22 protein-coding genes are annotated in these 23,444 nt (G+C 68.5%); 7 read left to right on the top strand and 15 right to left on the bottom strand.

The genetic code is table 11. The annotated features are described in order from the left end of the window. Position 1: 1 nt before the first annotated feature. Together BN2660_RS07380 and BN2660_RS07375 are read right to left on the bottom strand one after the other, a co-directional pair. Positions 2-985, bottom strand: a complete 984-nt coding sequence (locus BN2660_RS07380; protein WP_218054106.1) for a carbohydrate ABC transporter permease — start codon at positions 983-985, stop codon at positions 2-4. Between the two features lie 107 nt (positions 986-1,092). After that, positions 1,093-2,415 carry an extracellular solute-binding protein gene (locus tag BN2660_RS07375; RefSeq protein WP_218054105.1) on the bottom strand — a complete coding sequence of 441 codons (1,323 nt, stop codon included), beginning with the start codon at positions 2,413-2,415 and terminating at the stop codon, positions 1,093-1,095. Between the two features lie 259 nt (positions 2,416-2,674). Between BN2660_RS07375 and BN2660_RS07370 the strand changes: the two genes are divergently transcribed. Further along, positions 2,675-4,324: a beta-N-acetylhexosaminidase gene (locus tag BN2660_RS07370; protein WP_218054104.1), complete on the top strand. Its 1,650-nt coding sequence runs from the start codon at positions 2,675-2,677 to the stop codon at positions 4,322-4,324. Positions 4,325-4,388: 64 nt separating this feature from the next. On the opposite strand, the gene BN2660_RS07365 is transcribed toward BN2660_RS07370, so the two are convergent. Both BN2660_RS07365 and BN2660_RS07360 read right to left on the bottom strand, forming a co-directional pair. Beyond that, positions 4,389-5,657, bottom strand: a complete 1,269-nt coding sequence (locus tag BN2660_RS07365; protein WP_091229407.1) for a hypothetical protein — start codon at positions 5,655-5,657, stop codon at positions 4,389-4,391. A gap of 174 nt (positions 5,658-5,831) precedes the next feature. Next, positions 5,832-6,260 carry a DUF1761 domain-containing protein gene (locus tag BN2660_RS07360; protein ID WP_091229403.1) on the bottom strand — a complete coding sequence of 143 codons (429 nt, stop codon included), beginning with the start codon at positions 6,258-6,260 and terminating at the stop codon, positions 5,832-5,834. Between the two features lie 140 nt (positions 6,261-6,400). Here BN2660_RS07360 and BN2660_RS07355 point away from each other — a divergent pair, with 140 nt between their 5' ends. The 5 genes from BN2660_RS07355 to BN2660_RS07335 all read left to right on the top strand — a co-directional run bounded on the left by BN2660_RS07355 (position 6,401) and on the right by BN2660_RS07335 (position 13,153). Continuing rightward, positions 6,401-8,062 (top strand): glycoside hydrolase family 13 protein, encoded by a 1,662-nt coding sequence (locus BN2660_RS07355; RefSeq protein WP_091229400.1) that lies wholly within the window; start codon positions 6,401-6,403, stop codon positions 8,060-8,062. Between the two features lie 65 nt (positions 8,063-8,127). Beyond that, positions 8,128-9,135, top strand: a complete 1,008-nt coding sequence (locus BN2660_RS07350; protein WP_091229397.1) for a LacI family DNA-binding transcriptional regulator — start codon at positions 8,128-8,130, stop codon at positions 9,133-9,135. 45 nt (positions 9,136-9,180) lie between these two features. Then, positions 9,181-10,653, top strand: a complete 1,473-nt coding sequence (locus BN2660_RS07345; RefSeq protein ID WP_091229393.1) for an alanine/glycine:cation symporter family protein — start codon at positions 9,181-9,183, stop codon at positions 10,651-10,653. A gap of 21 nt (positions 10,654-10,674) precedes the next feature. Then, positions 10,675-11,568, top strand: a complete 894-nt coding sequence (locus BN2660_RS07340; RefSeq protein ID WP_091229702.1) for a formylglycine-generating enzyme family protein — start codon at positions 10,675-10,677, stop codon at positions 11,566-11,568. A gap of 85 nt (positions 11,569-11,653) precedes the next feature. Beyond that, positions 11,654-13,153, top strand: coding sequence for an arylsulfatase (locus BN2660_RS07335; protein WP_176697122.1), 1,500 nt, complete (start codon positions 11,654-11,656; stop codon positions 13,151-13,153). Positions 13,154-13,163: 10 nt separating this feature from the next. Here BN2660_RS07335 and nhaA read toward each other — a convergent pair whose 3' ends face one another. From nhaA to fdxA, 6 genes are all read right to left on the bottom strand, one after another. Beyond that, the gene (gene nhaA / locus BN2660_RS07330; protein WP_091229389.1) at positions 13,164-14,444 is read right to left on the bottom strand and encodes a Na+/H+ antiporter NhaA; all 1,281 of its coding nucleotides are present in this window, start codon (positions 14,442-14,444) and stop codon (positions 13,164-13,166) included. Positions 14,445-14,511: 67 nt separating this feature from the next. Then, positions 14,512-14,682: a hypothetical protein gene (locus tag BN2660_RS16590; protein ID WP_176697121.1), complete on the bottom strand. Its 171-nt coding sequence runs from the start codon at positions 14,680-14,682 to the stop codon at positions 14,512-14,514. Positions 14,683-14,858: 176 nt separating this feature from the next. Continuing rightward, on the bottom strand, positions 14,859-15,287 hold the full coding sequence (locus BN2660_RS07325) for a DUF6855 family protein (protein WP_091229386.1): 429 nt from the start codon (positions 15,285-15,287) through the stop codon (positions 14,859-14,861). 17 nt (positions 15,288-15,304) lie between these two features. Then, complete coding sequence (locus BN2660_RS07320) at positions 15,305-15,619, bottom strand: YciI family protein (RefSeq protein ID WP_091229382.1); 315 nt, start codon at positions 15,617-15,619, stop codon at positions 15,305-15,307. A 303-nt stretch (positions 15,620-15,922) separates the two neighbouring features. After that, on the bottom strand, positions 15,923-16,444 hold the full coding sequence (locus BN2660_RS07315) for a flavin reductase family protein (RefSeq protein WP_091229378.1): 522 nt from the start codon (positions 16,442-16,444) through the stop codon (positions 15,923-15,925). Beyond that, positions 16,441-16,767, bottom strand: a complete 327-nt coding sequence (gene fdxA, locus BN2660_RS07310; protein ID WP_091229374.1) for a ferredoxin — start codon at positions 16,765-16,767, stop codon at positions 16,441-16,443. The genes BN2660_RS07315 and fdxA overlap by 4 nt, the downstream gene beginning before the upstream one ends. 93 nt (positions 16,768-16,860) lie before the next feature. On the opposite strand from fdxA, the gene soxR reads away from it, so the two are divergent. Further along, positions 16,861-17,334, top strand: coding sequence for a redox-sensitive transcriptional activator SoxR (gene soxR / locus BN2660_RS07305; protein ID WP_091229371.1), 474 nt, complete (start codon positions 16,861-16,863; stop codon positions 17,332-17,334). A gap of 45 nt (positions 17,335-17,379) precedes the next feature. Here the strand turns inward: soxR and BN2660_RS07300 are convergent, their stop codons facing one another. From BN2660_RS07300 to BN2660_RS07280, 5 genes are read right to left on the bottom strand one after another with little or no spacing between them, the layout of a single operon-like run. Next, positions 17,380-19,644, bottom strand: coding sequence for an exo-beta-d-1,3/1,6-glucosidase (locus BN2660_RS07300; RefSeq protein ID WP_091229368.1), 2,265 nt, complete (start codon positions 19,642-19,644; stop codon positions 17,380-17,382). Beyond that, positions 19,644-20,729, bottom strand: coding sequence for an ABC transporter permease (locus BN2660_RS07295; RefSeq protein ID WP_176697120.1), 1,086 nt, complete (start codon positions 20,727-20,729; stop codon positions 19,644-19,646). Before BN2660_RS07295 ends, BN2660_RS07300 begins: the two co-directional genes overlap by 1 nt. A 1-nt stretch (position 20,730) precedes the next feature. Then, positions 20,731-21,819 (bottom strand): ABC transporter permease, encoded by a 1,089-nt coding sequence (locus BN2660_RS07290; RefSeq protein WP_091229365.1) that lies wholly within the window; start codon positions 21,817-21,819, stop codon positions 20,731-20,733. Then, entirely contained in the window at positions 21,816-22,622 is an 807-nt protein-coding gene (locus BN2660_RS07285) for an ABC transporter ATP-binding protein (RefSeq protein ID WP_091229362.1), read from the bottom strand. The genes BN2660_RS07290 and BN2660_RS07285 overlap by 4 nt, the downstream gene beginning before the upstream one ends. Continuing rightward, the gene (locus BN2660_RS07280; protein ID WP_091229359.1) at positions 22,619-23,443 is read right to left on the bottom strand and encodes an ABC transporter ATP-binding protein; all 825 of its coding nucleotides are present in this window, start codon (positions 23,441-23,443) and stop codon (positions 22,619-22,621) included. Before BN2660_RS07280 ends, BN2660_RS07285 begins: the two co-directional genes overlap by 4 nt. Position 23,444 lies beyond the last annotated feature (1 nt).

Raw genomic sequence — 23,444 nt, 5'->3', positions numbered from 1 at the left:
GTCAGAGGTCCTCTCCCGAGCGCACGAGGTGGCGGATGTAGACGGCGCTCAGCGCCGCGAGGATGATCGTCGAGGCGACGGCGATCGCCGATCCGGCGCCGATCTGCAGGTTGCCCGAGAAGGCCGTGGTGTACGTGAAGACGCCGAGCGTCGACGTGGCGCCGTTCGGGCCGCCCTCGGAGATGAGCCAGATCTGGTTGAAGACGTTGAAGTCCCAGATGATCGAGAGCATGGTCACGAGCAGGATCGTCGGACCGATCGACGGGAGGACCACCACGCGATAGATCCGCCATTCGGACGCCCCGTCGAGACGCGCGGCTTCTTTGAGCTCGACCGCGACCTGCGTCTCCGCCGCATACAGGGTCAGGGCGATGAAGGGCACCGCTCCCCACACGACGAGCAGCCAGATGCACACCCAGGCGAGGACCGGGTCTGATGCCCAGTCGCGGCTGGTCATGTCGCCGAAGACGCGCAGCTGCGTGAGCATCCAGTTGATCACGCCGTACTGCGGCTGGAACAGCCAGGACCAGACGATCGAGGAAGCCACGTTGGGCATGGCCCAGGCGAGGATCAGGACGACGGTGGTGAGGTGGCGGATGCCCGACGGCAGCCGCGTCATGAGGTGCGACATGCCGGCGCCGATGGCCACGCTGCCGACGACGAGCGCCGCGGTGAAGATGATGGTGCGGATCAGTGACAGCCAGAACGCCTGATCGGACAGGACGGCCGCATACTGCTGAAGGCCGACGAAGTCGAAGGCTCCGGTGAACAGCGTGCGCTGGTTGTAGTTCGTGAAGGACGTGAAGACGAGGAACCCGATCGGCAGGAGCGTGACGAACACGATCATCAGGCCTGCGGGGGTCAGCAGCCAGAACGGCGCCGTAGAGCGGGTGAGGCCGCCTGACCGGCGCCGCGTCGACGTCGACGCGGGCCGGGAAGAGGAGGGGGGAGTCGTCGGGGGAGACTCCAGGGACGTGGTGACCAAGGACTCGCCTTTCGTCAGGTCGGAGGCGCCGCGCACGCGCAGCGGCCGGGGATCGGAGGGAAACGGATGCCGTGCGGTCGCGCGCGTCCGCACGGCATCCGTTCGCGTCACTGGGTGTTCAGGGTCTTGTCGGCGTCGGCATCGAAGTCCTTCGCCGCCTCTTCGACGCTCTTCGAGCCGGATGCGATCGCCGAGAACAGGCTGTTGATCGCCTTGTTGCTCTCGATGGTCGTCCAGTTGGCGTTGGCGGGGGTGGCCTTCGAGGTCAGGGCCGCGGTGAAGAAGCTGGACTTGACGTCGTCGAGCGACTCCTGCGCGAATTCGATGCCCTCGACGCTGTTCGGGATCCACCCGTCGGTGCCGAAGACGTACTCCTCCTGGATCTCCGGGCTGGCCGCGATCTTCACCCAGTTCAGTGCGAGGTCGGAGTTCTTCGACTTGACCGGCACCGCCCAGTCCGACCCGCCGAGCATCACCGGCTGCGCCTCACCCGAGATGCCGGGGAAGGGGAAGGTGCCGAGCTCGGGCTCGAGCGCCGGGTTGATCTTCAGGATCGCGCCGGTGTTGGTGTTGAGGATCGCGGAGGTCTTGCCGTCGGCGAAGAGCTGGCTCTGGTTCGGCTCGAAGGTGTCGAGCGTCGCGGAGGCCGCGGTGGAGTACTCGTTCTGGAACGTCTTGAATGCCTCGAGCCCCTCGATCGCCTCGTCGGAGCTGAAGCCGGAGGTCCACTCGCCGCCCTCCTCCGCGGCGATGTCGCCGCCGGCGTCCCAGACGAACTGCATTCCGGCGTAGAAGTACTGGCCGGGGAGGTAGAACGCCGAGAAGTCGGGGGTCTGAGCGTTCGCCGCCTTCACCTTGTCGAGAGCGGCCGTGAGCTCCTCGTACGTCGTCGGAGCCTCGGTCACCCCGGCATCCGCCCACATCTTCTTGTTGTAGATGACCGCTCGTGCGCCGGCGAAGCCGGGGACGCCGTACAGGCTCCCCTCGATCGTCGCGGGCTCGACGAGTCCGTCCAGCCAGGTCTGCCCCTGAGCGAGGTCGTCCTGGTAGGGGGTGAGATCGAGGAGTCCGCCGGTCGCCGCGTAGCTGGCGATCTGGGTGTTGCCGACATCCACCACGTCCGGAGGGGTGTCGGTGGCCAGCGCCGTGGTCAGCTTGGTCGTGATGCCGTCCCACGTCTGGGACTGCACGGTGACCTCTGCACCCGTCTTCTCGGTGAATTCCGCATTGATCGCGTCCAGCGTCTCCTGCGTGTAGTCGTTCTGCATCACCCAGACGGTGATCTTCTCGCCTGCCCCGTCGACCTCGGGCACTTTTCCGTCGCTCGGGGCAGCTGCGCTGCCCGCACCGGCGGAACCCGAACATGCGCTGAGCGCGAGAGCGGTGACGATGCCCATCGCACCGACCGTCGCCAACTTCCTGATTGCCACTTAACTCTCCTTGGTAGGTGGGATACCGCGAACGGATACGTCGATGTGCCGTGCGGTGAAGTTAGTACACATCTGTTGCATATCCTTTGTCAATCATTATGTTGGTATTGACCGAACTGTTAGGTTTCCGCAATATGACGGCATTGTTTCGCCTTCACGGGAAAGGATGCCGGTCGAATTAGGTCACATTATTTACTAACTATTAGGGCATGTAACCAACTAATTCATGCCCTCGCGAAATCACGAGGAAGTTGCTCCGATGCCGACCCTTCTGCCCCGACCCGCCTCCCGGACCACCACGCCCGGAGAGTTCGAGCTCGCTCCCGACACCGCACTCTCCGCCCACCCCGATCTCGTCGAACCCGCCCTCCGGCTGCAGGAGCGCCTCCGAGCGGCGACGGGATTCGTCCTTCCCGTCGCCGTCGCCGGGTCCTCCGCGCCCGGCTCCGCGCCCGACGCACCGCAGAGCATCCGTCTGGACCTCGACCCCTCCCTCGCCCCCGAGGCGTTCGAGCTCGAGACGACGACCCGATCGATCCGCCTCGCCGCGTCGTCGGATCGCGGTGGGCAGTGGGCGGTCCAGGCACTGCTCCAGCTGTTCCCGTCGGCCGTGTACCGCCGCTCTCCCGGCGCCCCGGTTCGCTGGACGACCCCGGTCACCACCGTGCAGGACGCCCCCAGGTTCCCCTGGCGAGGCGCGATGCTCGACGTCGTGCGCCACTTCGCGCCGACTCGCGACGTGCTGCGGTTCATCGATCTGCTTGCGATGCACCGGCTCAACACCCTGCACCTGCATCTCACCGACGACCAGGGGTGGCGCATCGAGATCGCTCGATACCCCCGGCTCACCGAGGTGGGCGGATGGCGTCCCGAGACCCAGGTCGGCGCCGCCCACGGCTCGGCAGCCGACGGCCGCCCGCACGGGGGCTTCTACACGCAGGACGACATCCGCGAGATCGTGGCCTACGCGACCGCCCGAGGAATCACCGTCGTCCCCGAGATCGAGCTGCCCGGCCACGCCCAGGCGGCGGTGGCGGCGTATCCCGAGCTTGGCGTCGGGGACGACGCCCCCACCACGCCATGGACGCTCTGGGGTATCAACCCCGTGATCTTCAACGTCGAGGAGTCGACCATCCGGTTCCTCTGCGACGTCCTCGACGAGGTCATCGACCTGTTCCCCTCGGAGTACATCTGCATCGGCGGCGACGAGTGCCCCAAGATCCAGTGGGTCGAGGACGAGCGCACCCAGGAGCGGATGCGCGAGATCGGCGTGCGCGACGAGGAGGAGCTGCAGAGCTGGTTCGTCAGCCGCATCGGCCAGCACCTGGCCGCGCGCGGGCGCAAGCTCCTGGGCTGGGACGAGATCCTCGAGGGCGGGCTCGCGGAGGGGGCATCCGTGCTGTCGTGGCGCGGCCGGGTCGGCGCTCTCGCGGCGGCGCGCGCGGGCCACGACGTGGTCGCCTGCCCGGAGGACACGGTGTACCTCGACTACCGCGAGTCGGATCTCGCCTCGGAGCCCATCCCGACCGGCACGGTCACGACCGTCGAGAAGGCGTACTCGTTCGATCCGGTCCCGACGGAGCTCGACGCCGAGCAGGCTCGACATGTGATCGGCGGCCAGGCCAATCTGTGGACCGAGCACATCGACTCGATGCGCGGGCTCGACTACCGCGCGTTCCCGCGACTCGCAGCCGTCGCCGAGGCGCTGTGGACCGTGGGCGACCGCGACTACGCCGAGTTCGCTCCCAGACTGGCCGAGCACCTCGAGCGTCTCGACGCCGCGGGTGTCGAGTACCGGCATGCCGACGGGCCCCGCCCGTGGCAGGAGCGCCCCGGAGTGAGCGGTAGGACGCGGTCGGCCGAGGAGGCCGCGGCGCACCTCGCGCGCATCACGGCGAACATCGGCTGAGCGCCGCCGTCACCGGAGGGGGAGGACGACTCTCCCTCCGGTCGGTCGGTCAGCCGGCGGCCGGTCAGTCGGCCGGCAGCACGAAGGGGTTGTCGCCGGCGGCCGCGAGCAGGTACCAGGCCGTCGTGCCCGAGTGCAGACTCGCGTAGTAGAGGTCGCCGAAGCCGGAATCCAGGCCGTCGGTCGAGGCGGCGACGATGCCCTTGCCGTCGCCGTTGGGGGCGTCGCGCTGCGCGAGACGGATGCTGCTCAGCAGCGATTCCGCGCGTTCGGCGTCGCCCGCCGCGTCGCGCAGTCGGAGGGCGAGCGCGAGGTGCCCGCTGCCCTCGAACCACACCTTCGACACATCGACGTCGCTGATCGAGGGTCCGCTGTACGGCCCGTCCGTGGCGATGAGGTTCGTCAGGGCCCAGTCCATCGCGGCGCCGTAGCGCTCGTCGCCGGTGCCGAGATAGGTCCACGTCTGCGCGTCGAGGGGCTTGGGATGCACGTTGACCGTGCTCCCGTCGAGCAGCGTGCCCGTGTCGACGTGCCCGTCGGGTGCCTGCATCGCCGTGACGAAGGCCGCGGCGACGGCGGCCCGGTCCGCCCAGACGGCGTCGCCGGTGAGCTCCGCGAGCTGCGTGAAGAATCCGGCGATGTCGCTGTTGTGCTCGGTGGATTTCCACTCGAGCGACGACCCGTTCTCGAGCTGCCCGCCGGTGTAGCCGAACGGGGCGCGCACCATGTCGGCCGTGTTCGTCTGGATCCACTGCGCGATCTCCAGCGCACCGTCGAGGTACCTGGCCTCGCCGGTCGCGTGGTAGAGCCGGGCGAGGGCCATGCCGACCCAGGCCTGGTTGCCGGTGAACGTGCCGGGTCCGGTGATCTCGACGCGTCCTTGGCGGATGCCGTGCGGCTCGTACGAGGTGCGGACGCGACCGTCGCCGATCGGGTCGTTCTCCTGCACGAAGAGCAGGGTGTCGCCGACGGCCTGTGCGCGGCGGATGTCGTCGGGCAGCCCGCGAGCCGTGTACGCGATCACCACGAGCGCGTCGTCGTAGACGAACGAGGGCGTGAAGTCCCAGGTCGGCAGGTCGGTGAAGAACCCGCCTTCGTAGCTGCGCGGCAGGCAGTGCCCCGCACCGTCGCAGAACTGGTCGACGCGGGCGTCGAGGAACTCGTAGGCGAGCGAGACCGACAGCGTCGGGTCGGGGGCGTCGGTCTCGGGCGAGGGGTCGACCGGAGAGGCGGCGGCACCGAGGGCGGTGGTGGCGGCACCGGTGATCACGGCGGCGGCCACGAGCACGGCGGACACCACGCGCTTCGCCGGACGGCGCGGTGAACCGTGCATGAGACCCCCTCGGTCGGAACCGCAGCCCGTTCTTCGCGGCCACGGGCGACCATCAGGTCACGTGAAAAATGCTGACATACCAGGAAGTCGGAAGGGAAGTGACGAAAGTCCACGATTGGCGCGTTCACGGCGTGTCGGACGGAATCCGTGGCGGCGCGATCCGGGCGGCGCCGATCAGCCGAGCGCCGGGGGCCAGACGCCGATGAGCACGGCCATGACGACGATCGTCACGAGCTCGTGGGCGATGTTCAGGGTGGTCAGCGCGGTCGGGCGACCCTCGAACGCATCGTGGGTGATGAACCGGGCGGCGGTGAATCCCGCCCAGAGCAGCACACCGGTCACCACCGCGGACCAGAAGAACGACCCGTCGTAGAAGTGCCAGGCGATGGCGGATGCTCCGGCGAGCACCCAGGCCGTCGCGAAGCTCACGAGCACCGTCGTGATGATGGCCATCGTCGCGCTCGCTCCCGGCCTGTCCATGTCGACGTTCGCCAGCTTCGACCAGCGCGTTCCGAACACCTTCGGCGTGTACCAGATCGAGCCGACGATCATGCTCGACGCGGTCGCCAGCAGAACCGCCCAGTAGTTGATCTCGGGAACCATGACAGCCTCCAGTCATCGAATGCCCGAAGCATACTCTCGGGTGTGCAAGTGCCGCGTCGCACCCGACATCCAGCACCCGCCCGAATCGATTCGATCCCACCTATGGCAATCGTGTAAGCGTTTGCACTAATCTGAGTCGCATGGCACAGCTTGAGCAGATCGCAGCCCCCGGTTCCGAGTGGTGGCGCAGTGCGGTCATCTACCAGATCTACCCCCGTTCGTTCGCCGACGCCTCGGGCGACGGCATCGGCGACCTGCCCGGCATCACGAGCCGGCTCAACTCCCTGAAGGAGCTCGGCGTCGATGCGATCTGGCTGAGCCCGTTCATGACGAGCCCGCAGCGCGACGCCGGCTACGACGTCGCCGACTACCGCGACGTCGACCCCCTGTTCGGCACGCTCGACGACTTCGACACGATGCTGAACGCTGCGCATGACCGCGGCATCCGCGTCGTCGTCGACCTGGTCCCCAACCACTCCTCCGCCCAGCACGCCTGGTTCCAGGCGGCGCTGAAGGCTGCCCCCGGCAGCCCCGAGCGTGCGCGGTACATCTTCCGCGACGGCAAGGGCGAGAACGGCGAGCTGCCCCCGAACAACTGGGAGTCCGTGTTCGGCGGCGGCATGTGGGAGCGCGTCACCGAGGCCGACGGCACCCCCGGCCAGTGGTACCTGCACATCTTCGACCCCACCCAGCCCGACTTCGACTGGAACAACGAAGAGGTCCGCGAGGAGTTCCGCTCGATCCTGCGCTTCTGGCTCGACAGGGGCGTCGACGGCTTCCGCGTCGACGTGGCGCACGGCATGATCAAGGCCGAAGGCCTGCCCGACTACACCCCGCCCGCCGACGCCGACTCGATGGGCGGCGGCGAGGCGAACGTGCCGTACTGGGGCCAGGACGGCGTGCACGACATCTACCGCGACTGGCACAAGGTGCTCGCCGAGTACGACGGCGACCGCGCGCTGTGCGGGGAGGCCTGGATGCCGACGCTGAAGCAGACCGCGCTGTGGGTGCGTCCCGACGAGATGCACCAGACCTTCAACTTCCCGTACCTCATGACCGAGTGGGACGCGAAGGCCCTGGGCGATGTCATCCGCGAGTCGCTCGACGCCTTCGGCGCCGTCGGCGCCCCCAGCACGTGGGTGCTGTCGAACCACGACGTCGTGCGCCACGCCTCGCGTCTCGCACTGACCTCCGAGAACCCGCAGGGTGAGGGCATCGGCCCGAACACGCCGGACAAGCCCGACACCGCCATCGGACTCGCCCGCGCCCGCGCGGCCACGACCCTGATGCTCGCCCTGCCCGGCTCCGCCTACCTGTACCAGGGCGAGGAGCTGGGCCTTCCCGAGGCCATGGAGATCCCCGACGCGTTCCGTCAGGACCCGACGTGGTTCCGCACGAACGGCGAGCGCTACGGGCGCGACGGATGCCGCGTGCCGCTGCCGTGGGAGGCGGATGCTCCGGCCTTCGGCTTCAACGAGACCGGTGCGTCGTGGCTGCCGCAACCCGCGGACTGGGCCGCATACTCCCGCGAGGTCGAGGAGAAGGACGAGACGTCGACGCTGTCGCTGTACAAGCAGCTCCTCACCGGCCGGCGCGAGCACGATTTCGGCTCCGGATCCCTCGTCTGGGAGGACGCGGGCTCAGATGCCGTGGCCTTCCGCCGCGGTGACGTGCACGTCGTCGCGAACCTCGGCACGGAGCCGCTCGAGCTGCCGGCCGACGCCGGCGTGCTCGTGGCGAGCCAGCCGTTCGAGGGCACCGCACTGCCCGTCGACACCGCCGTCTGGTACACCACGGCGTAAGCCGAGCACGGTGGGCCGCGGCATCCGATCGGGTGTCGCGCCCCACCGACTCAGAGAGGAATCCCATGGCGAGCATCGACGAGGTCGCCCGGCTCGCCGGAGTGTCGACGGCCACGGTGTCGCGCGCGCTCAGCGGACGCGGACACGTGTCGGAGTCGGCCAGGCTGCGCGTGCAGGAGGCGGCGGCGACCCTCGGTTACGTGGTCTCGTCGCGCGCCTCGAGCCTCGCGTCCGGCCGCACCCGCAACATCGGCGTCGTGGTGCCGTTCCTCGACCGATGGTTCTTCAGCACCGTGCTGTCCGGCGTCTCGTCGGCGCTGATGCGCGAGGGCTACGACATCACGCTCTACAACATCACGGCCGACAAGGACGTGCGTCGCCATGTCTTCGACACGTTCCTCCGGCGCCAGCGGGTGGATGCCGTGATCGCCGTGTCGATCGAGCTCGACGACGACGAGACGCAGCACCTGCTCGACCTGGGCCTGCCGGTGATCGCGATCGGAGGCCCGAACCCCAAGCTCGACACGCTCACGGTCGACGACGTCGCGGTCGCCCAGCTCGCCACCGAGCACCTGATCGGCCTCGGACACCGTGACATCGCGCACATCGGCGCGAACCCCGAGTTCGACATCGACTTCCACATCCCGACGAACCGCCGCCAGGGTTTCGAGCGGGCGTTGGCGAAGGCCGGCATCCCGCTGAATCCGGCGTTCCTCGAGCCCGCCGACTTCACGGTCGAGGGCGGCTATCGGGCGGCGAAGCAGCTGCTCGGACGACCGGGGCCCCGCCCCACCGCCGTGTTCGCCGCCTCTGACGAGATGGCGATCGGCGCCATCCTCGCCGCCCGTGACCTCGGCTTCGCCGTACCCGACGACCTGTCGATCGTCGGCATCGACGGCCATGAGCTCGGCGAGTTCTTCCGCCTGACGACGGTCGACCAGTTCCCGCTCGGGCAGGGCGAGCGGGCGGCGGATGCCGTGCTGGCGAAGCTCACCCAGACCGCGGAGGCCGGCATCCCCGCCGCGCTCCCCTACGAGCTGAACGTCCGCGGGACGACGGCGCGCCTGATCTGAGCCGGAATATCCCCGTCACCTCCTGCCTACCGCCATACTGATTCGATGGATGCGCTCAACGATTTCGTGCTCTCGGCCGGCGATGGGCTGTGGACGTGGGTGGTGCTGCCGATACTCGTGGTGCTCGGCCTGTACTTCACCGCCCGATCGGGAGTGGTGCAGTTCCGCCTGATTCCCGAGATGTTCCGGACCCTCACCGATCGCACCCCGCGCAAGGAGAACGGCGAGCCGCAGTCCGTCTCCGCGTTCCAGGCGTTCACGATCTCGGCGGCATCCCGTGTCGGCGTCGGCAACATCGCGGGCGTCGGGACGGCGATCGCCATCGGCGGACCCGGCGCGATCTTCTGGATGTGGACGATGGCGTTCATCGGCGGAGCGTCGAGCTTCATCGAGTCGACGCTCGGTCAGGCGTTCAAGGTGCGCGACAAGGACGGCTTCCGCGGCGGGCCGGCCTACTACATGCAGCACGGCCTCAAGGCGCGCTGGATGGGCATCCTGTTCGCCGTGATCCTGATCATCTGCTTCCCCTTCGCGTTCAGCTCACTGCAGGCGAACACGATCAGCGCCACGGTCTCGTCGAGCTTCGGCGGCGAGGTGGGCTGGATCCCCTGGGTCATCGGCATCGTCCTGGCCGTGCTGACGGCTCTCGTCGTCTTCGGCGGCATCCGTCGCATCGCGAACGTCACGCAGGCGGTCGTGCCGGCCATGGCACTGGGCTACCTCCTGCTCGGCCTCGTGATCGTCGGCATGAACGTCGAGCGCCTCCCCGAGGTCTTCGCGTCGATCTACACCCAGGCGTTCGGCTTCAACGAGGTCGTCGGCGCCGCACTCGGGACGATCATCATGACGGGCGTGAAGCGCGGCATGTTCTCGAACGAGGCGGGTCTCGGGTCTGCGCCGAACGCGGGAGCCAGCGCGGCGGTCACGCACCCGGTCAAGCAGGGTCTCGTCCAGACGCTCGGCGTCTACTTCGACACGTTCCTCGTCTGCTCGATCACGGCGTTCATCATCCTCGTGTCGACGCCGGATCTCGCGAACGCGACCCGCGGCATCGGCCTCACGCAGAACGCGATCGTGAGCAACCTCGGCGAGTGGTCGAACATCCTCCTCAGCATCATCATCTTCCTGCTGGCGTTCAGCTCGATCCTCGGCAACTACTACTACGGCGAATCGAACATCGAGTTCATCAGCAACCGGCCCGCCGTCCTCACCGCCTACCGTGTGCTCGTGGTCGCGATCATCTTCCTCGGATCCATCGCCTCGGCCGACATCATCTGGAACACGGCCGACGGCATCATGGGGCTCATGGCGATCGTGAACCTCGTCGCGATCGCGCTGCTGTCGGGCATCGCGTTCAAGCTCTTGCGCGATTACTCCGACCAGCGACGCGCGGGACTCGACCCCGTCTTCACCCGGGCGCGCATGCCCGAGGTGACGGGGATCCAGTGCTGGGAAGACGAGCTGAGCGTCACCGGTCCGATTCCGGTTCAGGGTGAGCAGCGCGCACGACGGGGGTAGCGGGTGACGAACGGTCGCGACATGGTGGTGATTCCGGGCGGCTCCTTTCAGATGGGGTCGGCGGACTTCTACCCCGACGAGCGCCCGGTGCACGAGCGCGAGGTCGCGTCGTTCGAGATCGATCGCTATGAGGTGACGAACGCCCGATACGCCGAGTTCGTCGATGCCACCGGCTACGTCACGGTGGCCGAGCGCCCGCTCGATCCGGCAGCCTTCCCCGATGCCGACCCGAAGGATCTCGTGCCCGGCTCCATGGTCTTCACACCGACCGACGGGCCGACAGACCTCCGCAACTGGCGCAACTGGTGGCGGTGGCAGGCGGGCGCATCCTGGCGGCATCCGTTCGGCCCCGACTCCTCGATCGACGACCGGCTGCAGCATCCGGTCGTCCACATCGCCTTCGCGGACGCGGTCGCGTACGCCGACTGGGTGGGGATGCGTCTGCCGACGGAGGCCGAGCACGAGTACGCCGCCCGGGGCGGGCTCGACGGCGCGGCGTTCGCCTGGGGAGACGAGATCTACCCCGGCGGCGAGGCCCAGGCCAACTCCTGGCTGGGTCGCTTCCCGTATGACAACCGGGGCGTGGGCGGCACGGCGCCGGTGGGCTCGTACGCCCCCAACGGCTACGGCCTCTACGACATGATCGCGAATGTCTGGGAATGGACGAGCGACTTCTACACCCCACGGCACCTGAAGCTGTCGGACGCCCCCGTCGATCCGGGCAAGCGTGCCAACCTTCTGGCCGCGGCGAGCGCTCAGGAGGGCTTCCCGAGCATCCCGCGCCGCGTGCTCAAGGGCGGATCGCACCTCTGCTCCCCCGACTACTGCCTGCGCTTCCGCCCGGCCGCCCGTTCTCCGCAGGCGGAGGACACCGGTATGTCCCACATCGGATTCCGCCTCACCCGCTCGGTGTGAGGCACCCCTGGGCATCGGCGGACGCGCCTGGTTGGCTGAGCCGGACGGGCACCTGCCCGGCTTCACCGCCGACCGAGGAGCGATCATGTCCGACAAGCCCAACATCCTCATCATCTGGGGCGATGACATCGGGATATCCAACCTGAGCACGTACTCCGACGGTCTCATGGGCTACCGGACTCCGAACATCGACCGGATCGCCGATGAGGGCGTGAAGTTCACCGACTACTACGGGGAGCAGAGCTGCACCGCGGGACGTGCGGCGTTCATCACGGGCCAGAACCCCTACCGCACCGGCCTCACGAAGGTGGGGATGCCGGGGGCGAAGCTCGGGCTCCAGCCCGAGGACCCGACCATCGCCGATGCGCTCAAGCACCACGGCTACGCCACCGGCCAGTTCGGCAAGAACCACCTCGGCGATCGAGACGAGCATCTTCCGACCGCCCACGGATTCGACGAGTTCTTCGGCAATCTGTATCACCTGAACGCCGAGGAGGAGCCGGAGCACCCGGACTACCCGACCGACGAGGAGTACCCCGGGTTCAGCGAGAGGTTCCGCCCTCGCGGCGTGATCCACTCGTGGGCGAACGACGACGGCACCCAGCGCATCGAAGACACGGGTCCGCTGACGAAGAAGCGGATGGAGACGGTCGACGAGGAGTTCCGCGATGCCGCAGCGGACTTCATCCGGGGGCACGCCGAGGACGACACCCCGTTCTTCGTGTGGTTCAACTCGACGCACATGCACTTCCGCACCCACACCAAGGAGGAGAGCAAGGGGCGGGCCGGGCGCTGGCAGTCCGAGTATCACGACACGATGCTCGACCACGACGACGTCGTCGGCAGCCTGCTGGACCTCCTCGACGAGCTCGGCCTCGCCGAGAACACGATCGTCATGTACTCCACCGACAACGGCCCGCATATGAACAGCTGGCCGGATGGCGGCATGACGCCCTTCCGCAACGAGAAGAACTCAAACTGGGAGGGCGCCTACCGGGTTCCCGCCATGGTCCGCTGGCCCGGGCGCATCCCGGCCGGGACGACGCTGAACGGGATCGTGAGTCACAACGACTGGTTCGTGACGCTGTTGGCTGCCGTCGGCGACGCCGACATCGCCGATCGCCTGAAGTCGGGCACCGAATTGCACGGCACGGAGTTCACGATCCATCTCGACGGCCACAACCAGCTCGAGTACATCACGGGCGCCGTCGAGCACAGCCCCCGCAGGCACTTCTTCTACGTCTCGGACGACGGCGACCTCACCGCGCTGCGCTTCGAGAACTGGAAGTTCGTGTTCCTCGAGCAGCGCGCCGTCGGAACCCTGCAGGTCTGGCAGGAGCCCTACATCGAGCTGCGGTTCCCGAAGCTCTTCAACCTGCGCACCGACCCGTTCGAGCGCGCGGACATCACGTCCAACACCTATTGGGACTGGGTGCTCGACCACGTCTTCCTGTTCATCCCGGCGCAGGCCTACGTCGGGCAGATGCTGCAGACGCTCGCCGAGTTCCCCGCGCGGCAGAAGTCGGCGTCGTTCACGATCAATCAGGTCATGGCGAAGCTGCAGTCGACGGTCGGGAGCTCCTGAGCGGCGCCTCTCAGGGGAGGAGCTGCCGGCGCCGGGCGAGCGTGTTGCGTCGCGCCAGCATGAGCCCGCCGAGTACGGCGGCGATGAGGGATCCGAGCAGGACGCCGATCTTCACGTGCTCGTCGGCGACCGAACTCGACCCGTAGGCGAGCTCGCCGACGAGCAGTGAGACGGTGAATCCGATTCCCGCGAGGAACGCCATTCCGGTGAGGTCCGGCCAGCGCAGCGTCTCGTCGAGACGCAGCGCAGGCACGCGACTCAGCAGGAACGTGGTCGCGAGGATCCCGATCGGCTTGCCCAGGACGAGTCCGACGATGATGCCGATCGCGATCGGATCGGTCAATGCCGACCGGAGCCCCTCGACGCCGCCGATCGTGACACCCGCGGCGAAGAAGGCGAAGACCGGCACCGCGAACAGGGTCGCCACCACGCCCCAGCGGTCCGCGAAGTGCGGGGCGAGGCCGTCGTACACCGGCTCGCCGTCGGCATCCTCTCCTCGGCGCACGCGAGCGCGCTCGGTGGGGACGACCGGCACGACGAAGCCGAGCAGCACGCCGGCGACGGTCGCATGGATGCCGGCGGCGTGTATGCAGACCCAGACCGCGACGGCGAGCGGCAGCAGTATCCACCAGGCGCGCACGCCCTTCTGCACGAGAAGCGCGAATCCGGCGAGAGGCAGCAGCGCGAGGGCGAGCCACGGGAAGCTGATCGAGTCGGTGTAGAACGTCGCGATGATGGTGATCGCGATCAGGTCGTCGATGATCGCGAGCGTCAGCAGGAAGACGCGGAGCGCGGGTGGGAGGAACCTGCCGACCACGGCGATCACCGCCACCGCGAAGGCGATGTCCGTCGCGGTCGGGATGGCCCAGCCGCGCAGGGCGTCACCGTCACCCGCGTTGAGCACGGCGAAGATGACCGCGGGGACGATCACGCCGCCGACCGCCGCGGCGATCGGCAGGGCCGCCTGGCGGGGGTCGCGCAGGCGGCCGGTCACGAACTCCTCCTTGAGTTCGAGCCCGACGACGAAGAAGAAGACGGCCAGCAGACCGTCGGCGGCCCAGGCCCCGACGCTGAGATCGAGATGCAGCTCGGGGATGCCGAAGGTGAAGTCGCGAACGGACTCGTACCAGGACACCGCGGGAGTGTTGGCGAGGATCAGTGCGGCGACGGTCGCCGCGAGAAGCAACGAGCCGCCGAGCACATCGCTGCGGGCGTTGGAGCGGATGCCCCGCCACAGCTCATGCGGAGCGAGACGCAGACGCGGACGGGGGCGGACAGGAGAAGCGGACATGATGAAGAACCTCGCGCGGGAGAAGGAGTGGACGGCGCGGACGACCGCAGCCCCATCGAGGCGCGGTCTAGGTGCGTGGCGGCGGGCAGCCGGCGATCTCGCCGTGCGAGAGGGTGCCCCAGACGCTGGTCCATCCGTTCGTGCCGGGGTGCAGCACGACGCGCATCCATTCCCTCATCGGGGTCGCCGAGCGCAGCTCATGCGGAGCGCGCGTCGAGCCGGCGATCGAGAGGGCCATGCGTCCAGCCTATCGGGGGTCTCCGGAGCATCCGCCGGGAAAGCCGTTCGTCCGCCGGCCGCACCGTGCGGATGGCTGGCGATCCGCCGGGTCGGCGGACGGATCCCGGGGATCTCGCCCGCCGAGCGGATATCGGCCAGCCGAATGGCCTGCGGATGGCCGGCCGGATGGCGTCATCAGACAGTCGGAACGGCTCTGACCCGGTTGTTCCGCGAGTTGTGCTCGAGTTCGACGAGACCCAGGGCCTCGAGGAGCGGCGGAAGGTACATTCCGAAGCGACCCCGATAGCCCTTGCGCTGGCCGTACCATCCGCCGACGGGGTTCTCCTCCGACCTTCCCCACGCCTCGACGGTGTCGGGCGCCGGCTCCTTCTTCTCGTCGGCGGCTCCGAGAGCGACCCAGTCCGCTCGCCGCAGCAGCTCTGCGTGCAGATCGTCGATCGCGGATGCGAGATAGGTGAGCCTCGTCGACCCGACCTGGCAGATCAGGAGCGCCGGCTCGCTCTCGTCATCGCGGTGGATCGTGTACTCGGACGACAAGGGCGCCGTCTTCAGCCTCCACGGATCTGCGGGAGTTCCCGCGCCCGACCAGTGCTGCTCAGTCATACCGCGCCTCGTCTCTCTCACATGCCCGGGATCTCGAGCATCTCCAGTATCTCGATCGTCCCGCCCCACGCGCGATGGGGGTGCTCGGCGAGGACGGCCGTGATGCCCGCCTCGTCATCCGCCTGCATGATCGAGTAGCCGCCGATGAACGAGCCCGCCTCACCACCCGCGATGCTCTGCGTGGGGGAACCGAGGTCGACGATCGCGTCGCCCGCTCGCTCGGCCCAACCCATCCACGCCTTCATCGACTCGGCGCCCGATTCGGGATCCGCCGTCGCCATCTGCTCGGCGGCGCTCACTGCCGAACGGTACAGAACCAGGAACGTGCTCATCGTGGACCTCTTCGTGTCTCGGCGAGCGCTGACTGCGTTCACCCTTCACCGAGAGAGACCCACTCAGTCGCGGATCATGACGCGGGGGCCACCCCGTCGGGTGGAGAACTCCCCCTCGGGAGGACATCTCAGCCCGAAACCTCCGCCCCACGCCGAGAACTCCGCCAGGGTGGTGGGAGACAGGGAGGCAGGGTGGTGGGAGGCAGGGTGGTGGGAGGCAGGGTGGTGGGAGGCAGGGTGGCAGGGTGGTGGGAGGCGGGGTGGCAGGGTGGTGGGAGGCGGGGAGGCGGGCGCGGTCGGCCCTCAGCCCTGGTCGTGCGGCAGCGAGTGGAAACGACGGTCGAGGTAGACGAGCGGACGCCCCTGCTGACCCAGCAGCACCTCGTCGACCTCGGCGATCACGACGGTCGACGATCCGACCGCCACCGTGGTCATCGGGTGGCAGCGCATCGCGACCCTCGCCTCCGCGAGGTACGGCTCACCGGTGGGCAGCACGCTCCAGCCCTGGTCGGGTGTGAACCGCTCGGCTCCGCTCACGGCGAAGCTCTGCGCCAGGGCCGAATGCTCGTCGTCGATGAGGTGCACCACGAAGGTGTCGGACGAGAGGATGGCGCCCGCGCTGCCGGTGGCTCTCGTCACCGAGAACACGATCGCGGCGGGGTCGACGGCGACCGACGCGACGCTGGATGCCGTGAGGCCCACCGGACCGTCGGGCGTCGTCGCGGTGATGATCGCGACGCCGGCGGGGTGCGCGCGGAACGCTGCCTTGAGTCCTTCACCCACCGCAGAGGGCACGGGTGCTGCGGGGTGCTGCGGACTGGTCATTCGTGTGCCTCCTGGGGCGGAAGTGCGGTGACGAGCGGATGGTCGTGCGCGATCATCCCGAGCTTCGCCGCGCCTCCGGGCGAGCCGATCTCGTCGAAGAACTCGACGTTGGCCTTGTAGTAGTCCTGCCATTCTTCCGGCAGATCGTCTTCGTAGTAGATCGCCTCGACCGGGCACACCGGCTCGCACGCGCCGCAGTCGACGCACTCGTCCGGGTGGATGTACAACGAGCGTTCACCCTCATAGATGCAGTCAACGGGACACTCGTCGATGCACGCACGGTCCTTGACATCGACGCACGGAAGGGCGATCACGTACGTCACAGAGCGGCCACCACAGGAGTGAGCAGGATTCGAAGCACGGATGCCACGCTAAAACCTCAAGTACACTTGAGGTCAAATCGAGGGAGGTCGTCGATGGACGGCGAGAGCGAGTCCGATCGCACGGTGCACGGCCCCGACGAGCCGCTCACGATCGGCGAGATGAGCAGACGCACGGGCGTCGCTCCCTCGGCGCTGCACTTCTACGAGAGCCTCGGACTCATCGCCTCGACGCGCTCGCCCGGCAATCAGCGGCGCTACGCCCGGCACATGCTGCGACGAGTCTCGCTCATCACGGTCGCCAAGCGCCTCGGCATCCCGCTCGCCGACGTCCAGGAGGCATTCGGCGGCGTTCCGCTCACGGAGACCCCCAGCCATGCCGACTGGCAGCGCGCGTCACGCCGCTGGAAACGCGTGCTCGAGCGACGACGCGAGGGCATCGAACGTCTCGAACGCGAGCTCACCGGCTGCATCGGATGCGGCTGCCTGTCGATGAAGGCGTGCGGGCTGCTCAACCCCGACGACGCCCTCGGCAGCCAGGGCGCCGGCCCGCAGCGCCTGCAGGACTGAGGCCGACAGCACCCGGCACCGACAGCACCCGACGCGACGCAGCGGCTACGAGACCGTGAACCCCGCACTGAGGAGCACCTCGTCGCGGGAGCTCGGGCCCACGAGCAGCGCGAACCCGCCCGGCTCGACACGACGGATGCCGGCGGCGTCGACGATCGTGCAGTCGGCGACCGGCAGCTCCAGGTCGACGCGGCGGCTCTCCCCCGGAGCGAGATCCACCTGGCGGTAGGTCTTGAGCTCCTTGTCGGTCCAGCTGACGCTCGTCACGGCATCCCGCACGTACACCTGCACGGTCTCGCGCACCGGCCGCGATCCGGTGTTCGCGACCGTCACCGTTCCGACGATCGTGTCGTCCACCCCCAGGTCGGCGGACGACAGCGTCAGATCGGAGTACGCGACGGTCGAGTACGACAGCCCCTCGCCGAAGGCCCAGGCGGGCGACTGCGTGAGGTCGGCATAGCGGTCGCCGTGCTGGCCGCGGATCTGGTTGTAGTAGGTCGGCTGCTGGCCGACGTGCCGCGCGAACGAGATCGGCAGCCGCCCGGACGGCTCGATCGCACCCGTGACGAGCTCGGCGAGCGCACGGCCGCCCTGCATGCCGGGGTTCGCCGCCCAGATCACGGCAGCGGCCTTCGACACGGATGCCGGCATCACGAGCGGCTTCGACGCGAGCAGCACCACCACCACGGGCTTCCCCGTGGCGATGAGGGCGTCGAGCATCGCGTTCTGTCCGCCGACGAGCTCGAGCGTCGCGGTCGATCGCCCCTCGCCGACGAGCTCGATGCGGTCTCCGACGACCGCCACCACCACATCGGATGCCGCTGCGGCAGCGACCGCCTCGGCGATCAGCGTCTCATCGGGCGCCGCGGGCACCACGACCGCGGGGCGGGGCTGTCCGTCGGGGAACTTCGCTCCTCGGGGGTCGTCCTCGAGGGTGAGGATGTCGGCGCCTCTCGCGTGCGTCACCGACCATCCGCCGACCCCTGACAGGCCGTCGAGGACCGTCGTGATCATCTCCCGCGGCTGGCCGTCGAGCCAGCCGGCCTGACCCGACCCTCCTGCCCAGTCGCCGAGCTGGGTCTGCGCGTCGTCGGCCAGCGGCCCCACCACGGCGACCTTGAGCGGTGCCGCAGCATCGAGCGGCAGCAGCCCGTCGTTCTCGAGCAGCACGAGCGAGCGCCGCGCGGTCTCGAGGTTGAGGCCCGCATGTGCCGCGCTGCCGACCACGGCATCCGCGTCCTCGTCGGGCAGGCGGGGGTCCTCGAAGAGTCCGAGCTCGAACTTCAGGGTGAGGATGCGGGCTACGGCGACGTCGAACGCATCCTCTGTGAGGAGACCGCGCGCGACGGCATCCAGCGCTCCCTCGAAGAACCCGGGGGTGTTCATGACCATGTCGTTGCCGGCCGTGACGGCCGCCGCCGACGCATGCGTGTAGTCGGGCTGCACGTGCTGCTCCCACACCATGCGGCCGACGTTGTCCCAGTCGGTGATGAGCGTGCCGGTGTAACCCCACTCGCCGCGCAGCACGTCGCTGAGCAGCCAGTCGTTGACGGTGATCGGCACGCCGTCGGTCGTCTGATATCCGAGCATGAACGTGCGGCAGCCCTCACGGGCGACGCGCTCGAACGGGGGCAGGAACCATGACCGCAGCTTGCGCCGCGAGATGTCGGCCTCGCTGGCATCCCGCCCGCCCTGCGTCTCGGAGTAGCCCGCGAAGTGCTTCGCCGTGGCGAGGATCGCCGTGCGGTCGGAGAGCCCCGAGCCCTGGTAGCCCCGCACCATCGCCGATGCGAGCTCCCCGATCAGGAACGGATCCTCCCCGAAGGTCTCGCCGATGCGTCCCCACCGCAGGTCGCGCGCGATGCACAGCACCGGCGAGAACGTCCAGTGGATGCCGGTCGCGGCGACCTCGATCGCGGTGGCCCTGGCGACCTTCTCGACCAGCTCCGCGTCCCACGTGGCGGCCATGCCGAGCTGCGTCGGGTAGATCGTCGCGCCCGGCCAGAACGAGTGGCCGTGGATGCAGTCCTCGCCGACCAGCAGCGGGATGCGCAGCCGGGTGCGGGAGGTCAGGTCGGCAGCCTGCAGGATGCGCTCGGGCGAGGTGTGCAGGATCGATCCGACGTGGCGGCGGAGGACGTGGTCCTCCAGGTCGTCGCGGGCGTCGAGCTGCAGCATCTGCCCGACCTTCTCCTCCACGGTCATGCGGTCGAGGAGGTCCGACACCCGTGCCGCGATCGGCAGTTCGGGGTCGAGGTAGGGAAGGGAGTCGAGGGCGGTCGGGGAGTCGGTCAGCGTCTGAGAGGTCATCACTTCGTGTTCTGGATATTCGTGTTCTGTGTCGTCGTATGGTTCGTCGGGATGCTGCGCACGGCCGTCACCGGGTCGTTCACGTTCAGGCCCTTCTTCTTCATCGCCCGAGCGCGCTCGCCCGCCGACCGCAGCCGCGGGTTGACGTACTCGTCGATGCCGAAGTTGATGAGCGACAGCGCGACGCCGATGATGGCGATGCAGAGCCCCGCAGGGACGTACCACCACCACAGCCGGGGGAAGGCGCCGTTCTGCTGTGCCCAGAACAGGATCGTCCCCCAGTTGAGGTTGCTCACCGGGATGACCCCGATGAACGCGAGGGTCGTGAGCCCGAGGATCGCCGCGGTCACCGTTCCCACGAAGCTCGACGCGATGAGCGCCATGAGGTTCGGGAGCATCTCGACCGTGATGATGCGGCGCAGCGGCTCGCCGTTGGCGCGGGCGGCCTGGATGAAGTCCCGGTTGCGCAGCGACATCGTCTGCGCGCGGAGCACGCGCGCACCCCAGGCCCAGCCGGTGAGCCCGAGCACCGCGGCGATCACGATGAGGGGCGGGTTCTCGAACTGCGAGGCCACGATGATGATCAGCGGGATGCCGGGGATCACCAGGAACACGTTCGTCAGTGCCGAGAGCGATTCGCTCTTCCACCCGCGCACGTAGCCGGAGATCACGCCGATCGTGATGGCGATGAGCGTGGCGATGATCGCCGAGAGGAAGCCGACGACGACCACGCCGCGGGTGCCGAAGATGATCTGGCTGAGCACGTCCTCCCCCATGTGGGTCGTGCCGAGCCAGTGCTCCCAGGAGGGCGGCTGCCGCAGCGCGGAGCGGTCCTTCTGCGTGGGGCCGTAGGGGGCGAGCAGCGGCGCGAAGATCGCGACGAGCACGAAGACCCCGAGGATGATGAGGCCGGCGATCGACTTCGGGTTGCGGAACATCGCGAACGCCTGGACGAGCTGCGACCAGAAGGTCTTGCGCGGGGGCCCGGCATCCGTCGCCGTGCGGAACGTCGCCGTCTCCGGCATCCCGGTCGCGATCGCGCGGCCGTCGGGAGCGGTGGTGTCTGTCGAGGTGGGGACGCTCATGTCAGGCCTCCGTCTGGCGCGTGCGCGGGTCGAGGTATGCGTAGACGATGTCGGCGAGGATGTTCGCGATCAGCACCGACAGGGTGATCACGAGGAACACGCCCTGCATGAGCGCGAAGTCCTTCGCGTTCGTCGCGTCGAGCAGGAGCTTGCCGACACCCGGGTAGCTGAAGACCATCTCCATGACGATCGTGCCGCCGACGATGAATCCGATCGACAGGGCGAAGCTCTGGATCTGCGGCAGCACCGCGTTGCGGGCGGCGTACGCCCAGAGCACCCGTCTGTTCGGCATGCCCTTGGCCTGCGCGACGGTGATGTAGTCCTCGTCGAGCACGGTGAGCATCATGTTGCGCATGCCCAGCATCCAGCCGCCGAGCGACGCGATGATGATGGTGACCGCGGGGAGCGTGCCGTGCATGATCACCTGGCCGATGAAGTCCAGACTCCACTCGGGCGACTGCCCCTTGTCGTAGGCGTGCGACGACGGGAACCACTTCAGCGTCGACGAGAAGACGGCGATCGCGATGAGACCCAGCCAGAAGTACGGGATGGTGTTGAAGAACGTCGTGATCGGGATGAGCGCGTCGAGTCTGCTGCCGCGCCTCCATCCGACGATCGCCCCGCCCACGGTGCCGAGGGCGAAGGAGATGATCGTCGCGAGTCCCACGAGCCCGAGCGTCCACGGCAGCGCGGCGGCGAGCACCTCGGCCACCGGTCGCAGGCCGTGCAGCGTCGAGATGCCGAGGTCGCCGCGCAGCAGCGTGCCCCAGTAGTCGAGGTACTGCTGCCACAGGGACTTGTCGGAGTCGATCCCCAGGAGGATCCGGAGCGAGTCCGCGGCCTCCGGACTGATGTTGCGGTTGCGGGCCAGGTACGAGCTGACCGCGTCGCCCTTCATGAACCGCGGAAGGAAGAAGTTGATCGTGATCGCGGCCCAGAGGGTGAAGAGGTAGAAGCCCGCACGGCCGGCGAAGAACCGCCACGGCACGAGCTTCCGCCCGGCGCGCACGGCGGTCGCGGTCGTGCCGACCTCGAGGGCGTCCGGCCGCTCGTCCTCGACGAGCGGGAGCTGTGGGGATGCGGTGGTCACAGTGCACCTCCGTGCGTTCCGGCCGTCGCGAAGTGCTGGTCGGGGTCGGGAGACGCCGCCCGCAATTCGCGCGTATAGGGGTCCTGCGGGTTGAGGATCACGTCGTCGGCGTCGCCGTGCTCCACCACGCGACCCTGGTTGAGCACCATGATCTCGTCGCTGAAGTGGCGGGCCGTCGCGAGGTCGTGGGTGATGTAGAGCACACCGAGCCCCTCCTCCCGCTGCAGTTCGGCGAGCAGGTTCAGCACGCCGAGACGGATCGAGACGTCGAGCATCGACACCGGCTCGTCGGCGACGAGCAGAGAGGGGCGGGATGCGAGAGCGCGGGCGATCGCGACGCGCTGCCGCTGGCCGCCGGAGAGCTCGTGCGGACGGCGGTCGATCACGGCATCCGCGTCGAGTCGCACCCTCTCGAGGAGCCGTCGCACCTCGGCGTCGGTCTCCTTCTTCGGCACCACGTCGTCGAGGCGGATCGGCCGCTCCAGGTGGTAGCGGATCGAGTGGTACGGGTTGAGCGACGCGAACGGGTCCTGGAAGACCATGCGCAGCTGCTGGCGGTACGCCCGGAGACCCCTGCCGCGGCGTGGGATGGGCTTTCCGTCGAGGCGCACCTCTCCGCTGGTGGGCGTCTCGAGCTGGGTGAGGATCTTCGCGATCGTCGACTTGCCGCTGCCGGACTGTCCGACAAGGCCCAGCGTCCGGCCGGAGGTCAGGGTGAAGCTCACGTCGTCGAGGGCCTTGAGCTGGCCGGCTCCTCGCACGTTGTAGACCTTGGTGACGCCGGAGAATTCGAGAGTCGTCATCGGGTCAGCACTCCTCTCTCGCCGGTCAGGCGCGGGAAAGACGACAGCAGCGTCGCGGTGTAGTCGTGCTGCGGGTCGCGCCAGAGCTGCTCGGCGGATGCGAGCTCGACGATCTCGCCCGCTCGCATGATGGCGATCCGGTCGCTGATCTCGAGCAGCAGCGGGAGGTCGTGCGTGATGAAGATGACCGAGAACCCGAACTCGTGGCGCAGCTGCGAGATCTGGCTGAGGATCTCGCGCTGAACGAGCACGTCGAGCGCCGTGGTCGGCTCGTCCATCACCATGAGCTGCGGGCGCAGGGCCAGCGCCATGGCGATCATGACGCGCTGGCGCATTCCGCCCGACAGCTCGTGCGGGAAGGAGCGCAGACGCTGCCTCCCCACCTTGACGATCTCCAGGAGCTCCTCGGCCTCGGCCCGGCGCTGACGACGGTTCATGTCGGGGCGGTGGATCTCGAACACGTCCTCGAGCTGGGAGCCGATGGTCGCCACCGGGTTCAGCGCGTTCATCGCCCCCTGGAACACCATCGACACCTTGTCCCACCGGAAGCGCTGCATCGCCTCGACGTCGAGGGCGTTGACGTCGACGTCGACACCGGACGCATCGTGGAAGGTGACGCTGCCGCCGGCGATCACCGCCGGCGCTCGCAGCAGACGCTGGATGCCGTACGCGAGGGTGGTCTTGCCGCATCCGCTCTCTCCGGCGAGGCCGAGGATCTCGCCGCGCTGCAGTTCGAGCGTCACGTTCCTCACCGCCTCGACGGGCGGATCGACGTCGTACACGACCGAGAAGTCGCGCACGCTGAGGAGGGGTTCTGACATG

The organism is Microbacterium sp. 3J1 (assembly GCF_001049495.1).
Taxonomy (GTDB): domain Bacteria; phylum Actinomycetota; class Actinomycetes; order Actinomycetales; family Microbacteriaceae; genus Microbacterium.
This window is presented reverse-complemented; position numbering and strand designations above follow the sequence as displayed.